Origin of the sequence: Sphingomonas sp. PP-CE-1G-424 (assembly GCF_004341085.1) — a bacterium.
Classification (GTDB): domain Bacteria; phylum Pseudomonadota; class Alphaproteobacteria; order Sphingomonadales; family Sphingomonadaceae; genus Sphingomonas.
This window is the reverse complement of sequence record NZ_SLXW01000004.1, coordinates 166,035-180,703: the sequence shown is the minus strand read 5'-3', so window position 1 is coordinate 180,703 and position 14,669 is coordinate 166,035. Positions and strand designations below refer to the sequence as shown.

Sequence of the window (14,669 nt, the reverse complement as noted above, 5' to 3'; positions counted from 1 at the left end):
GTCGCACTTAGCAGGCCAAGCGTAACAGGCCGCCACTCAACGGTACTGCGCGATGCCCTTCTCTATTGACGCAAGCGGTAACGGAACGCGGTTAAGACGGTGTAAACGACGATGCAAGTTGTTGGCCAAGTGCTTGAGCTCCAAGCACGATCGCGCCGAGCGGACCGGCATTGTTACCGAGCGCGGGCGGCACGATGAAGGTGTCGGTCAGTGCGACCTCGGGCAGCGTGATGTACCCGCCAAGGCTTCGCGTCATCGCCGCCCGGACTCGCGGGAACAGATGCGTCGCGCCCATCACGCCGCCGCCCATGACGATCCGCCGCGGGATGCCGGTCAGCACCAGCGTATGACAGAGTTGGCCGAGTGCATCGGCAACGCCGTCCCAGACGGGATCCTCCGCCGGTGCCTGGTCGGCAGGTTTGCCGATCCGCGCGGCGATGGCGGGTCCCGATACGAGCCCTTCCAGGCAGGCGCCGTGGAACGGGCAATTGCCGACCCAGTCGTCGCCCCGGAACCGGACCGGACGGATGTGACCGAGTTCGGAATGCGTCAGCCCGTCGATCGGGCGGTGATTCGCGATCATACCCACGCCGACCCCGGTCCCGACCGTGACATAGGCGATATCGGGTAGCCCGGTGGCTGCGCCCCAGCGCGCTTCGGCCAGCGCAGCCCCGACGACGTCGGTATGGAAGCCGGTCGGCACGCCGTAGCGGCGATGCAACCGGCCGGCGATATCCGTCCCCGCCCAGCCCGGCTTCGGCGTCGAGGTGATGTGACCGTAATCGCCGGCATGACGATCAATCGACACCGGCCCGAAACTGGCGATGCCGATCGCGACGAACCCGCTCCACCGGTCGAGCACGGCCTCGATCGCCGCCAGCGTTTCCTCTGGGCGGGTGGTCGGGATGCGGACGGTCTCCTCGATCTGGTCGGGGCCGCGCGCGAGGATGCAGATGCATTTGGTGCCGCCGAGTTCGATCCCTGCGACCAAAGGTGCTTCCGTCATCCTGAACTCCCTACGCATGTACCGGCGCCCGCTTCCTTTGCCGGCGTCGTCCAGTCAAGAGGCTCGGCCGACCGCGTCGTCCGGAACGACCGAAAACACCGATCACGCTCAACGATGTTTTCGTCCGCTATCGATCCGCGTGGTCGTGCGTTAGGGTAGCTCTCTTCCGCTTGCAGACAGGAATTTCCCGATGGCCAAGAAACCCCTCAAGATGCCGAAGGTCGATACGTCGGTCGAAGCACAGCCACAGTACAAGGTCGAGTATCGCGAGATCCAGCCTTACGGAACGCTGAAGCGCCTGCCGATCGCACTCGAGGACAACGCCCGTGCGCAGAGCGTGTCGATCCTCAACCAGGTTCTCGCCGATACGATGACCTTGCGCGACATGTACAAGAAGCATCATTGGCAGATGTCGGGCGCGACATTCTATCAACTGCACCTTCTGCTCGACAAGCATTACGAAGAGCAGGCTGCGCTCGTCGATCTCGTTGCGGAGCGGATCATGGCGCTGGGCGGTATCTCGATCGCGATGGCGCATGATGTTGCCGAAATGACGACGATCCCCCGCCCGCCCAAGGGTCGCGAAGACGTCCCGACTCAGCTTGCCCGGCTGCTCGAGGCGCACGAGATCATCCTGCGCCAGGCGCATGAAGGTGCCGAGGCGGCAGACGAATCCGGCGACGACGGCACCAACGATCTGCTCGTCAGCAACATCGTGCGCACCCATGAGCCGCAGGTCTGGTTCCTGGCGGAGCATCTCGCCGAGACCGAACTGGTCCGCAGCGACAAGTAAACGAAACGGGGTCCGATTGCCTGGCAATCGGACCCCGCATTCATCGCATCACTGTTGCGACCGGCGATCAGCGGGTCGCGTTGTACTTCAGCTGATCGTCGGTGAGCTGGAAGCCGACCAACGCCTCGAAGCTCGCCCGCAGGACCGCCTGCCGGACTTCGGGGGTGCTCAGCGGATCGACCGCAGCATCCTGGTCACCAGCCTTGCGCTTGCGCGTCAGCTTCTCACGAACATCGTCAGGCAGCGTCGCGGCGGCGCGCGAGATCGTCGACGATGCGGTCGCCGAGGTCGAGGCGAGCGCCTGACCGGCGGCAAAATGCAACGTCACGCGGCCGACGCGCTTGGCGACGACGGCGCTGCCGCCGCGGACCACGGTGATGAAATACGGCAGCGTCACGTCGCGCGCACCCTCGGTACGGTTGCGGCGGGCGCGGATATCGAACGTGACGTTGGTGACGACCTGATCGGTCGCGTCGGCGCATGTCGAGCGGACGTTGGTCATCAGCGCGGCGACGTCGATCGCCGACTGGTCGCGGCTGGTCGTCGGATCGAACAGCGTGACGTCGCCAGTAGCGGCGGGGATCGCCACGGCCGGGCAGACCGAACGGACCGCGGAGATACCGCCGGTCGCGTCGACTTCGCCCTTGCCGGCGCATCCTCCTAAAAGAACAGCAACGGCCGATACGGCGAGGATGGGGGCTTTCACGGCGACGCTTACCTTCTCGAACGAGCGAAAGGGCCGCCGCATGTCGCAAGCGGCCCCTGTCGCCGCGCACCATAGGAACCGGCTATCGTCCAGGCAAGCAATCGCGTAGAGGCAGCCGCATCATGAGCCCAATCGACAAGCCGCCGCTCGACCTGCTGATCGCAGCACCCCGAGGCTTTTGCGCCGGCGTCGACCGCGCCATCCGGATCGTCGAACTGGCGATCGAGAAGCATGGCGCCCCGGTCTATGTCCGCCACGAGATCGTCCACAACAAGTTCGTCGTCGACACGCTGAAGGCGCAGGGCGCGATCTTCGTCGAGGAACTGGACCAGGTGCCCGACGGTGCGCCGGTGGTGTTCTCCGCGCACGGCGTGCCCAAATCGGTGCCGCTCGATGCACAGAATCGCGGGCTGGAGTATCTTGACGCGACCTGTCCGCTGGTATCGAAGGTCCATCGCCAGGCCGAACGGCTGGTCGGCGCCGGACGGCATATCGTGTTCATCGGCCATGCCGGACATCCCGAGGTGATCGGCACGTTCGGCCAGGTGCCCGAGGGCGCGATGTCGCTGATCGAGACCGTCGAGGATGCCGAGGCGTTCGCGCCCGCCGATCCGAACAACCTCGCCTTCCTGACGCAGACCACGCTGTCGGTCGACGATACTGCCGCTGTGGTGGCGACGTTGCAGCGGCGCTTCCCCGCAATGCTGCCGCCGCGGGGCGAGGACATCTGTTACGCGACGTCGAACCGCCAGACCGCGGTCAAGGCGATCGCGCATGATTGCGAGGCGATGCTGGTGATCGGCGCACCCAATTCGTCCAACTCGGTCCGCCTCGTCGAGGTCGCCGAGCGCGAGGGAACGCGGGCCCGGCTGATTCAGCGCGCGAGCGAACTCGACTGGGATTTCCTGGCGGGTGTCCGCACGCTGGGAATCACCGCCGGCGCCTCCGCCCCCGAACTGCTGGTGCGCGAACTGGTCGAACGATTGTCGGAACGCTTCACCGTGACGGAGCGCGAGGTCGAGACGACGCGCGAGACGATCGCGTTCAAGTTGCCGCGTGGCCTGGAAGCCGCTGCTTAGGATGGGCGCCTAGCATGGCGGTCTATACGCAGGTCTCGGCCGAAGCGCTCGCGAGCTTCCTCGCCGGCTTCGATCACGGCGAACTGGTCTCGTTCAAGGGGATCGCCGAGGGCGTCGAGAACAGCAATTATCTGGTCGACACGACGGCCGGGCGTTTCATCCTGACGCTGTATGAGAAGCGCGTCTCGGCGGGCGACCTGCCGTTCTTCATGGCGATGCTCGAGCATCTCGCGACCGACGGCAACCCGGTGCCGCGAGCCTTGGCGAACCGCGACGGCGTGCTGATCCACGAGCTGTGCGGCCGCCCCGCCTGCCTGATCGAGTTCCTGCACGGTGTGTCGGTATCGCATCCGACCGCCGCGCAGGCCTATGCCGCCGGTGCGGCGATGGGGGCTATGCACGAGAGCCTGGCCGGGTTCGCGCTCGATCGACCGAACACGCTGGGGCCGGCGGGATGGCGGGCGTTGCTGGCGCAGTGTGGCGACGATCTCGACACGATCGCGCCCGGCTTGTTCGATCGCGTGTCGACCGCGCTGCACGGAGTCGTCTCGGTATGGCCCGATAGGCTACCTCGCGCGGTGATTCATGCCGATCTGTTTCCGGACAACGTGCTGATGCGCGGCGATACGGTCGGCGGACTGATCGATTTCTATTTCGCGTGCACCGATATCCGTGCCTATGATCTGGCGATCATGCACAGCGCATGGAGCTTCGACGACCGTGGCGAGCGCTATGACGCGGCGGTGGGCGACGCGCTGGTCCAGGGCTATGCGGACCGGCATCCGCTGTCGGACGACGAACGCGCCGCGTTGCCGATCCTGGCGCAAGGTGCGTGTCTGCGGTTCCTGCTGACGCGCGCGTGGGACTGGCTGAATACGCCGGCGGGTGCGCTGGTGACGCGGAAGGATCCGCTCGCCTATTGGCGACGCTACGAAGCTTACGCAAAGGACGATATGTTCGCATGACTGACGGCGAGATGACGAAGGTGGAGATCTTCACCGACGGCGCGTGCAAGGGCAATCCCGGTCCCGGCGGCTGGGGCGCGGTGATCCGCATGGGCGCGCACGAAAAGGAACTGTCGGGCGGCGAAACCCCGACGACGAACAACCGCATGGAGATGACCGCGGCGATCGAGGCCCTCAATGCGCTGACCAGGCCGTGCGCGATCACGCTGTATACCGACAGCAAGTACGTCATGGATGGCCTCACCAAATGGGTGAAGGGGTGGCAGCGCAACGGCTGGAAGACCGCCGACAAGAAGCCGGTGAAGAACGCCGAACTCTGGCACGCATTGCTGGCCGCGGTCGAGCGCCACAAGATCGAGTGGCAATGGGTCAAGGGCCATGCCGGCCACCCCGAGAACGAACGCGCCGACAAACTGGCGAGCGACGCTGCGGTGGCGGCGGGACGGCGCTGACCCGCGTCGCCCGATTCGGCGCGGTCATGCCCCGATCACGTCGCCGAACTGGGTGTCCTGCATAGGCTGGTCGTCGCGCCACGAGGCCGAGTCGCGTTTCAGCGTCAGATTGATGATGACGATCCCCGCGTAGGACGGTCGGGTCGGCTTCGGCAGATGCAGGACGCGGCGGCCCGACCGGTACGTCGCAAGCGCCGCCGCCTTGATCCGCCGCGCGGCATCCGCACCGTGCCAACCGACGACCGCGACCGCGACGTGCGTCGCGTCGGTCATCGTGACGACCGCGTCACGGGAATAGTCGCGCAACTGCTGCAACGACCGTGCGTGCCAGGATGGCTGGTCGAACGCCGAGACGTCCGTCGAGCGCCACGCGACTCGCATTCCGTCGGGGACGGCGGTCCAGCTATCGGCCGGCGACGATTCGCTTGACGGATCGCTCGCCGGGTCGCTCGACGGCCGGGCGGAGCGGATCAGGTCGTGTCGGCAGCGCTGGCACCGGCTGAACAGAAAGCCCTGGTTTTCCAGGACGAGCGGCGCGGCGACGTGCCCCGAGACGTGGCATAGCAGGTTCATGGCGATCCTCCTTGGTGATCGATGTATCGAGATGCAGCGCGGCGAGGACGATCAGGTCGCTCGGCCCCTGTTCGAGCACCAGATCGAGATTCCAGACTTCGAAATGGCGGCCCATGCCGATCAGCAGCGCGCGCTGGCGAATGCCGCGTCGCGACCGCATCCAGGGCGCGATCCGAATCCGCCCCTTGCCGTCCATCTGCGCGGGCGCGACGAACCCCAGCCGTCTTCGCAACAGCGCCTCGCGCGCCTCGCGTTCCCACCCGCCGAGCAGGGCGTCCTGAGTATCGTGATGATGCACCGCGACGCTGTCACGGTCGCAGACGATCATGCAAGGGTGATCCGCATGAAGACCGACGAACAGATCGTCGCGGATCGCGCGCGATTGTATCGCCACGCAGAAATGATCGGGTAAAGTCAGCTCGCCCTTCGCGTTGATCGTCGAAATCGAGCTGCCAACGAAGAAATCAACCATGCGCTACACACCGAAAAAGCTGGCTGCACTGTGCCAGCCCCGGAATTATCTCGCGTTAACCATATCGCGTATTTAACCTCGATCTAGTTTTTGGGACTAACCCGATCCTGTCGATTTCTACGAATGAAGATCGGAATTTTTTCCAATGGATTCGCGAATCTTCACATCACTTCGGTGTGCGAAAATAGCGATGCAGCCACATCGGACAGGATAAATCGCGCCGTTTTTACTGAAAGCGAGCGTTATCTGCAGAACGAAACGTGGCCGGCTCGAGTCGAATTGCTCGATCGGAGTCCTTCGACAGGGGCGATGGCACGGCTCACGTGGATCGAGTCGATTGCGTTTTTGGTGAACCTTTCGGCGACGCTACAGCTACCCGCCGAACGCTCACCGAGGCTCGCTCAAAACCGGTGGGGCGAATAGCGCGCCGGATCTATCGCCGCGACCGCGGGATCGGGCGCGATGCCGAGCAGCAGGCTGGCGGCGAGCAACGCGGCAGCGGGCGCGGTCTGGATTCCGAACCCGCCCTGCCCCGCGCACCAGAAGAACGCGGGAGTATCGGGGTCGAAGCCGTAGATCGGCAGGCGGTCGGGGGCAAAGGTCCGCAACCCCGCCCAACGCCGCTCGATCGCCGCAACGCGCCAATCGACGACGCGTTCGAATCGGTCGACCGCGATCGCGATGTCGATTTCCTCGGGCGCAGCGTCGCAGGGGGCGGTCGGCGTCTCGTCATGCGGGCTGAGCCAGAGGCGACCGCCGGGTTCGGGCTTGAAATAGAACCGCCCTGCAATGTCGGCGATATGCGGCAAGCCGTCGGGTGCGCCGGGATCGGTACGCAGCTGGACCATCGTCCGGCGATAGGCTTGCAGCCCAAGCGGGCGGACGCCGGCCCGCACCGCGACCGCGTCGGCCCACGCACCCGCCGCATCGACGATGACGCGAGCCCTGAACGCGCCGGCCCTGGTGTCGATCGTCCACACACCGCGGACGCGAGTCGCACCGGAAAAAGCGGCATCGCTGACGAAATCGACGCCCGTGCGGCGTGCGGTGGCGATGCTTTCGGCATGAAGTGCTGCGACATCGATATAGGCGCAGCTGGCCTCCTGCACGCCGAGCTTCCACTCGGCGCGCAAGCCGGGGACGAACGCGGACGGGTCGACTCGGTCGAGCACGACGTCGCTGCCCGCGAACTCGGCCAGGAACGCGTCGATCGCCGCTTCGTCTTCGGCACGACCGATGTGGATCGAGCCGAGCGGCGCGAGATGCCCGCCGGCCTCGAGAAACGGCCCCGACGCGGTCGTCAACGGCTGGATATCGGGGCCGCCATAGGTTTCCGACCAGAACGCCGCCGAACGACCGGTGGCGTGATACCCGGGAGTGTCCTCCGCTTCGAGCACGAGCACGCGCGCATGCGGACCGAGCGCCGCCGCAAGGCTCGCACCGGCCATGCCTGCGCCGACGATCGCGATGTCGTAGACGGGCGCCATCAGCGGAGCGGCACGCACGCCGCGAGAAACGAATCGATCGCCGACAGCGCACGGTCGCGAACGCCGTCGGCCTCGCGCAAAATCTCGTGCGCGGACTCGCGGCCGAACCGGACGACCTGCGCATCGGGCAAGCGGGCCGCCAGCCGGAGCGCGGCGCGCGGATCGACCAGCTTGTCGGCGTCGGCGATCAGCATCAACACGGGGATATCGATCGACTCGATGCGGGGATCTTTCGCCAGCGCCGCCGCGCCTGTGAACCCCTGCGCAAGCCACGCCCAGCTCGGTGGGCCGAGTACCAGCTCCGGACACTCCCGCTGCCACCAGAGCTCGTCCTCGTAGCGCGCGGCGTCGTGCGTCAACAAAGTCTGCCGCGACGCGACCGATCCGGGCCGCTCGTTGGTCCGCCAGGCCGCGCGCGCCGGATCGCCGCGGGCTGCCATCCAATGCGTCACCTTGCTGGCAAAGCCCGTGCCGAACGGTGATTTCAGCCCGATCATCGGCGCCACGAGGATCGCCGCTGCCGGCTGGATCGACCGTGCCGCGAGCGCACGCATCACCATCATGCCGCCCATCGAGTGACCGAGCACGACGCTCGGCAGCGCCGCGTCCCGTGCATCCGCCGATCGCGCATCCTCCGCACTCCAGTCCGTCCAGAACGCTGCGAGATCGCGGTCGTACACACCGTAATCGGTGGCGTGGCCGACATGCGGATCGGCGGAAAGTCGCCCCGAACCGCCCTGCCCGCGCCAGTCGAACGCGGTCACCGACCACCCCTGCGCGCGGAGATGCGCGAACGTTTCCAGATATTTCTCGAAGATATCCCCACGACCGGTCTGGAACAGGATACGCCCGCGCGGCGTCGCGGCGGACCAGTCGAATCGACGCAGCTTCCAGCCGGCCGGCGCGGTCCAATAACCGATGCGAGCGCCGACCGGGATCGCCCGTCGCGCCGCACAAGCCGCGGTATCGCCGGTATTTTTGCGCGGCACGGTTACTTTTTCGAAAGCCATCTCCGTTAGGACTTAGCCGATGGGGTCCAACATTGCGCTTCCAATCTTGATTTTCGTGCTGGGGGGCCTGCTGGTCTCCGCCGGCATCGAGGACGTGCGGACTCGGGAAATCGCCAACTGGAAGAACGCCGCCGTCGCGCTGCTCGCACCGGTCTGGTGGTATGCCAACGGCCTGGATGTCTGGCCGGACATGGCGCTCCAGCTCGGCGTGGCTCTGGCCGTGTTCGCCGTGTTTCTGATCGCGTTCCATTTCGGGATGATGGGCGGCGGCGACGTCAAGCTGATCGTCGCACTCGCGCTGTGGCTGCCGTTCCCGGCGTTCCTGTCGATGCTGATGATCATGTCTATCGCCGGCGGTATCGTCACGATCGTCATGATGATCGAGCGCACGATCAAGAAGAATACCGGACAAATCGAGGTTCCATATGGGGTCGCTATAGCATTCGCCGGTATTCTCGCACTCCGCGAACCACTCCTTAACCAGTTTCAGTGATGATTAACCTCGGAACGAACACCGGGCGCCTGAAAGGCACGATGTAGTCATGGACAGCCGCAAGATAATTCTGCTGGTAGGCGCGCTTATAGTCGCGGCCGTAACAGCCTTCTTTGCCAGAACGCTTGTGGCGGGAAGTTCGGCACCGCAAGCCGGTGCCTCCGCCATGGCCGCGCCGGCCGTCGACGGGCCCGAAGTGCTCGTCGCGACGCGCTCGCTGCCGGTCGGCACGATCCTCGACGCGACCGCGCTGAAGTATCAGCCCTGGCCCAAGGAGCTGGTCGACAACGCCTATTACCTCAAGGACAAGACCAACCTTCAGTCGTTGCAGGGCACGGTGGTGCGCAGCATCATCACGGCCGGACAACCGGTCACGCAGGGTGCGCTGGTGAAGCCCGGCGACCGCGGATTTCTCGCCGCGGCGCTCGGCCCTGGCATGCGCGCGGTCTCCGTCCCCGTATCGGCGCAAGCCGCGGTTGCAGGCTTCGTCTTTCCGGGCGACCGCATCGACCTCGTCCTGACGCAGAACGTCGCCGGTGGCGGCGATGGCCAGCCGCTCAAGGTGTCGGAAACGATCATGCGCAACATCCGCGTGCTGGCCACCGACCAGCGCACCGACAATCTCGTCGGCGAGGATGGCAAGACCAAGGTCCAGACCTTCTCGAACGTGACGATCGAAGCGACGCCCAAGATGGCGGAGCAGGTTGCGGTCGCGCAGACGCTCGGCACGCTGTCGCTGTCGCTGCGCTCGATCGCCGACAATTCCGCCGAACTCGAAGAGGCGATCGCCTCGGGCGCGGTGCACGTGCCCAACGGTAACGATCCAAAGGCCGAGAAGGCGATGATGGTCCGGCTCGCGAGCCAGCCATCGGCCGGTGCGGGAAGCTACCAGACCGGCGCCGACGTCTCGCGCTACCAGCGCAGCTCGGTCCCTGGAAAGCCGCCTGCGAGTGTCGGCGGACAAGGCGGGATGCCGATGATGCCGGTCGCAGGACCCACGACGGGTGCAGTCGCCGTGCAAGGGCCGATCGTGCGGGTGGCGCGCGGCAACGCAATGACCGTCGTTCCGGTCGGGGGGAAGAATTGAAATGCGCATTCCGTTGACGCACCCCTTTGGCGCGGCTCGCCAGAAAACGACGTTGGGATGGCCGCTCGTGGTCGCCCTGGTTGCAGCCAGCGCCGCGCCCTCGGTCCCCGCGATGGCGCAGCGCGGTCGCGGGGCGACCGCCCCCGCCGGATCGCCGGTCGTCCAGGTCAACACCGGCCGCGGTCGGTTGGTGACGCTCGCACGGCCGATGAGCGACCTGTTCGTTGCCGACGATGCGATCGCCGATGTCCAGGTCCGCTCGCCGACACAGCTTTACATCTTCGGCAAGAAGACCGGCGAGACGACGATCTCGGCGACCGCCAAGGGCGGCGCAGTGGTCTATTCGGCGACGATCCGCGTCGGCAACAACCTCGACTCGGTGCAGCAGATGCTCGGGCTGGCGATGCCGGAAGCACAGGTCGTCGCGACGCCGATGAACGGCCTGATCCTGTTGACCGGTACGGTGGCCGCGCCCGAAGACGCCGCCGAGGCCGAGCGCCTCGTCCAGGCGTTCGTCGGCGATTCGACCAAGGTCCTGTCGCGGCTGAAGACCGCGACGCCGTTGCAGGTGAACCTGCAGGTACGCGTGGCCGAAGTCAGCCGCACCTTCGCCAAGAATATCGGCGTCAACCTGCTCACGCAGGACCGCACCGGGTCGGGCTTCCTGTTCGGCAGCACGTCCGGAACGCCGGGAACGATAACCTACAACCCGACCACTGGCGCCAAGACATCCACCTATACGACGGGAGCCGAGCGGACCACGCTTGGCATCGCCGGCCGACTGCTCGGCATGGACCTGCTGGCCGCGATCGATCTTGGCGAGACCACCGGCCAGGTGACGACGCTCGCCAATCCCAATCTCACCGCGCTGTCGGGCGAGACGGGGACGTTCCTCGCGGGCGGCGAAGTGCCGATCCCGATCGCGCAGGCGCTCGGCACCGTCACGGTCGACTACAAGCAATATGGCGTCAGCCTGGCGTACACGCCGACGGTTCTTTCGGATGGCCGCATCTCGCTGCGCGTCCGTCCCGAAGTGTCGCAGCTCGATTACTCGAACGCGGTCACGCTCAACGGGACGCGCGTACCCGGCCTGACGACGCGACGGACCGAAACCACCGTCGAACTCGGCTCGGGCCAGAGCATGATGATCAGCGGCCTGCTGTCGAACAGCCACAACAACTCGTACGACAAGACCCCCGGACTGGCGAACCTGCCGATCATCGGCGCGCTGTTCCGCTCGAACGCGTTCCAGCGCAACGAGACCGAGCTGGTGATCGTGATCACGCCGTATCTGGTCAAGCCGGTCAACAACGCGAGCGACATCGCCCTGCCGACCGACGGCGCGCGCGCACCGTCCGACATCGATCGGGTGTTGCTAGGCACGCTGAGCGCGAACGGCGGCGGCAAGCGGCCGGTGCCGACCGTGGCCCGGCCCGCCTATGTCCAGCCCTCCGTCGGCGCCACCGCACCGGTCATGCCGGTGCCGCGGAGCGACATCCGCCGCAGCGAAGACGACGTCAGAGCGCCGGCTCCGATCACCAACGGCACAGGCAAGAGCAGCAAGCCGGGCACGGCTGTCGTCCCCGCCCCCGGCTTCTCGAACTGATCGGATCGCAGTGACATGCCCCTGCACCCGACGTCTCAAGGATTTCCGATGATCAAGCAATCGATCCTAGCGTCCCTCCTCCCCGCGCTGCTGCTTGGCGGCTGTATGGGAACCGAGAATCGCGGCCTCGAATCGGTCCACCAGCCGGTCGTCAGCCGATCCGATTATGCGCTCGATCTGGGCGTGTCCGGCGGCGCGCTGGCGGGTGGCGAACAGCAGCGGCTGGCAGGCTGGATGACGACGATGCGGCTCGGCTATGGCGACCGCGTCACGATCGACGATCCCGCCGGCGAAGCACCGGGCGCGCGCGGCGACGTCGCCGCGGTCGTCGCGCAATACGGGCTGTTGCTCAGCGACGATGCACCGGTGACGCCTGCCCCGCTCACGCCCGGCACGATCCGCGTGGTCGTGACCAGGATGCACGCCGGGGTACCGCGTTGCCCCGACTGGTCGCGCGATGCGTCCAACGAGTTCCAGGCGAACACCTCGTCTAACTATGGCTGCGCGATCAACAGCAATCTCGCGGCGATGGTCGCCAATCCTGCCGATCTCGTCCGCGGCGCGCCCGGCGCCGAAACCACCGACACGGCGGTCGCGTACAAGGCGATCGACACGTACCGCAAAAAGGCACCGACCGGTGCCGGTGGCCTGTCCGCCACCACCACGGGAGGAAAGTGATGAACGCTCCGTGGAAGCCAGGCGGCATCGCGCACCGCGAACCGTTTACCGCCTATGTCTGCGACGAGGTGACGGCCGACGCGCTGCGGCCGATCGCCGCCGAACTGGGCTGGTCGGTCGACAAGATCTTCAAGGGCGGCCTGCGCAACGCGGTCCAGTCGCTGTCGGTATCCGCTTCGCCGCAGATTCTGTTCGTCGATCTCGCCGAATCGGGTGATCCGCTCAACGACATCAACGCGCTCGCCGAAGTCTGCGAACCGGGTACGGTCGTGATCGCGGCAGGCCAGGTCAACGATGTCCGGCTGTACCGCGATCTGGTCGCCAGCGGGATTCAGGATTATCTGCTGAAGCCGTTGCAGCCCGACATGCTGCGCGAGGCGTTCTCGCACGCGCAGACGATCCTGAATGCGCCCAAGCACGTCGAGGTATCGCCCGATCGTGCGCATTGCTCGGTCGCGGTGATCGGCACGCGCGGCGGCGTCGGCGCATCGACGATCGCGACCTCGGTCGCCTGGTTGCTCGCCGAGCATGAAGGGCGCGCGACCGCGTTGCTCGATCTCGACGTCCATTTCGGGACCGGGGCGCTCGCCCTCGATCTTGAACCGGGCCGCGGCCTGACCGACGCGATCGAGAATCCGAGCCGGATCGACGGGCTGTTCATCGAACGTGCGATGGTGAAGGCGTCGGAGAAACTCTCCGTGCTGTCGGCCGAGGCGCCGATCAACACACCGCTGATCACCGATGGCTCCGCCTTCTTCCAGTTGCAGGAGGAGATGCGGCTGGCGTTCGAATGCACCGTCGTCGACCTGCCGCGCGGCATGCTGATCCAGCACCCGCATCTGATCAGCGACGTGAAGCTCCTCGTCCTGGTCACCGACCTGACGCTGGCGGCAGCGCGCGATACGATCCGGATCCTGTCGTGGCTCAAGTCGAACGCGCAGCAGACGACCGTGTACGTGATCGCCAACCGCATGCACGCGGGCGGCCAGCTCGAGATCAACCGCAAGGATTTCGAAGGGTCTATCGAGCGCAAGATCGATTACATCGTGCCGTTCGACCAGAAGCTGGCGGCGCAGGCGGCCAAGCTCGGCAAGCCGATCGTCGAGGTCGGCAAGGCTTCGAAGACCATCGCGCCGATCCTGGCACTCGCCGCCGAGCTGGCCGCTGCATCGGTCGACACCGATCTCGGCGTCGCGAAGGGCGCGAAGGGCAAGTCGCTGATCGGCAAGTTCAGCAATCTGAAGGGCCTGATGCCGAAGCGCACGGTCAAGCCGGCACCTGCCAAGTAATGGATATGCTGCCGTTCCTTTTGGTGATGATCGGTTCCGCCCTGGCGCTGGGGATCGTACTGTTCGCGTTCGCCGGTCCGTCGACCGGGCGCGCCCAATCGCGTCGGATCGCTGCCGTGCGCGAGCGTCACGGCGATGCGCTGGTAGTCGCCGAGGCGCAGTTGCGGCGCATCTCGATGACCCAAGATACCAAGATGGATCTCGCCTTCGGTCGTATCCTGCCGAACCCGGTACAACTCGCCAAACGCCTCGCGATGACCGGCAAGGACTGGACCGTCGGCCAATACGGGCTGGCGACCGCGGGGATCGCGCTGGTCGTCGCCGCGCTGATGCTGTTGAAGGGCCTACCGATCCTGCTCGCGCTGCTGTTCGGCGCATTCGTCGGCGTCGGCCTGCCGCATTTCATCGTCGGCAAGACCATCCAGCGCCGGATCGGCAAGTTCACCGCCAAGTTTCCCGACGCGATCGACCTGCTGGTCCGCGGGCTTCGCTCGGGCCTGCCGATCAGCGAGACGATCGGCGTCGTCGGCCATGAGGTCGAGGGGCCGGTCGGCGAGGAATTCCGCGCGGTCAGCGACAAGATGAAGATCGGCCGGACGATGGACGCCGCGTTGCAGGACACCGCGGACCGGCTCGGCACGCCTGAATTCCAGTTCTTCGTCATCACCATCGCGATCCAGCGCGAGACCGGCGGCAACTTGGCGGAGACGCTCGCCAACCTGTCCAACGTGCTGCGCATGCGCGGCCAGATGAAGCTCAAGATCAAGGCGATGTCGTCCGAATCGAAGGCGTCCGCGTACATCATCGGCGCGCTGCCGTTCATCGTGTTCGGGATGATCTGGGTGATCAACGGCCGGTACATGCAGAATTTCTTCATCGACGAACGTCTGATGGCGATCGGCATGGGCGGCATGGTGTGGATGGCGATCGGTGCCTTCATCATGTCCAAAATGATCAGCTTCGAGATTTAGGG

The 14,669-nt window shown here is 65.9% G+C and carries 16 protein-coding genes; 10 read left to right on the top strand and 6 right to left on the bottom strand.

Going from position 1 to position 14,669, the window contains the following annotated elements:
- Nucleotides 1-91 precede the first annotated feature (91 nt).
- Nucleotides 92-1,006 (bottom strand): ROK family protein, encoded by a 915-nt coding sequence (locus C8J43_RS14990; RefSeq protein WP_121886081.1) that lies wholly within the window; start codon nt 1,004-1,006, stop codon nt 92-94.
- Between the two features lie 190 nt (nt 1,007-1,196).
- Between C8J43_RS14990 and C8J43_RS14985 the strand changes: the two genes are divergently transcribed.
- Entirely contained in the window at nt 1,197-1,799 is a 603-nt protein-coding gene (locus tag C8J43_RS14985; RefSeq protein WP_056047308.1) for a DNA starvation/stationary phase protection protein, read from the top strand.
- Nucleotides 1,800-1,866: 67 nt separating this feature from the next.
- On the opposite strand, the gene C8J43_RS14980 is transcribed toward C8J43_RS14985, so the two are convergent.
- On the bottom strand, nt 1,867-2,547 hold the full coding sequence (locus C8J43_RS14980) for a hypothetical protein (protein ID WP_243645592.1): 681 nt from the start codon (nt 2,545-2,547) through the stop codon (nt 1,867-1,869).
- Nucleotides 2,548-2,627: 80 nt separating this feature from the next.
- Here C8J43_RS14980 and ispH point away from each other — a divergent pair, with 80 nt between their 5' ends.
- Genes ispH through rnhA form a run of 3 tightly spaced genes read left to right on the top strand, consistent with a single transcriptional unit; the run spans nt 2,628 to nt 5,001 of the window.
- Entirely contained in the window at nt 2,628-3,584 is a 957-nt protein-coding gene (gene ispH / locus C8J43_RS14975; protein WP_133031615.1) for a 4-hydroxy-3-methylbut-2-enyl diphosphate reductase, read from the top strand.
- Nucleotides 3,585-3,598: 14 nt separating this feature from the next.
- Nucleotides 3,599-4,549: a homoserine kinase gene (thrB, locus tag C8J43_RS14970; RefSeq protein WP_133031614.1), complete on the top strand. Its 951-nt coding sequence runs from the start codon at nt 3,599-3,601 to the stop codon at nt 4,547-4,549.
- Nucleotides 4,546-5,001 (top strand): ribonuclease HI, encoded by a 456-nt coding sequence (gene rnhA / locus C8J43_RS14965; protein WP_121886083.1) that lies wholly within the window; start codon nt 4,546-4,548, stop codon nt 4,999-5,001. Before thrB ends, rnhA begins: the two co-directional genes overlap by 4 nt.
- A 24-nt stretch (nt 5,002-5,025) precedes the next feature.
- Here the strand turns inward: rnhA and C8J43_RS14960 are convergent, their stop codons facing one another.
- The 4 genes from C8J43_RS14960 to C8J43_RS14945 all read right to left on the bottom strand — a co-directional run bounded on the left by C8J43_RS14960 (nt 5,026) and on the right by C8J43_RS14945 (nt 8,543).
- Nucleotides 5,026-5,382: a hypothetical protein gene (locus C8J43_RS14960; protein WP_133031613.1), complete on the bottom strand. Its 357-nt coding sequence runs from the start codon at nt 5,380-5,382 to the stop codon at nt 5,026-5,028.
- 22 nt (nt 5,383-5,404) lie between these two features.
- A complete protein-coding gene (locus C8J43_RS14955) occupies nt 5,405-6,046 on the bottom strand; it encodes a hypothetical protein (protein ID WP_133031612.1) in 642 nt (213 codons plus the stop codon).
- Nucleotides 6,047-6,447: 401 nt separating this feature from the next.
- Complete coding sequence (locus tag C8J43_RS14950) at nt 6,448-7,533, bottom strand: FAD-binding oxidoreductase (RefSeq protein ID WP_133031843.1); 1,086 nt, start codon at nt 7,531-7,533, stop codon at nt 6,448-6,450.
- On the bottom strand, nt 7,533-8,543 hold the full coding sequence (locus C8J43_RS14945) for an alpha/beta hydrolase (RefSeq protein ID WP_133031611.1): 1,011 nt from the start codon (nt 8,541-8,543) through the stop codon (nt 7,533-7,535). Before C8J43_RS14945 ends, C8J43_RS14950 begins: the two co-directional genes overlap by 1 nt.
- Nucleotides 8,544-8,562: 19 nt before the next feature.
- Here C8J43_RS14945 and C8J43_RS14940 point away from each other — a divergent pair, with 19 nt between their 5' ends.
- The 6 genes from C8J43_RS14940 to C8J43_RS14915 are packed head-to-tail and all read left to right on the top strand — an operon-like array spanning nt 8,563 to nt 14,667.
- Nucleotides 8,563-9,036 (top strand): prepilin peptidase, encoded by a 474-nt coding sequence (locus tag C8J43_RS14940; protein WP_133031610.1) that lies wholly within the window; start codon nt 8,563-8,565, stop codon nt 9,034-9,036.
- Nucleotides 9,037-9,085: 49 nt separating this feature from the next.
- Nucleotides 9,086-10,123, top strand: a complete 1,038-nt coding sequence (gene cpaB / locus C8J43_RS14935) for a Flp pilus assembly protein CpaB (protein WP_133031609.1) — start codon at nt 9,086-9,088, stop codon at nt 10,121-10,123.
- Between the two features lies 1 nt (nt 10,124).
- Nucleotides 10,125-11,729, top strand: a complete 1,605-nt coding sequence (locus tag C8J43_RS14930) for a type II and III secretion system protein family protein (RefSeq protein ID WP_133031608.1) — start codon at nt 10,125-10,127, stop codon at nt 11,727-11,729.
- Between the two features lie 48 nt (nt 11,730-11,777).
- Nucleotides 11,778-12,407, top strand: a complete 630-nt coding sequence (locus C8J43_RS14925; RefSeq protein ID WP_056047277.1) for a CpaD family pilus assembly protein — start codon at nt 11,778-11,780, stop codon at nt 12,405-12,407.
- Entirely contained in the window at nt 12,407-13,696 is a 1,290-nt protein-coding gene (locus C8J43_RS14920) for a pilus assembly protein CpaE (protein WP_133031607.1), read from the top strand. Before C8J43_RS14925 ends, C8J43_RS14920 begins: the two co-directional genes overlap by 1 nt.
- The gene (locus C8J43_RS14915; RefSeq protein ID WP_133031606.1) at nt 13,696-14,667 is read left to right on the top strand and encodes a type II secretion system F family protein; all 972 of its coding nucleotides are present in this window, start codon (nt 13,696-13,698) and stop codon (nt 14,665-14,667) included. The genes C8J43_RS14920 and C8J43_RS14915 overlap by 1 nt, the downstream gene beginning before the upstream one ends.
- Nucleotides 14,668-14,669: the final 2 nt, after the last annotated feature.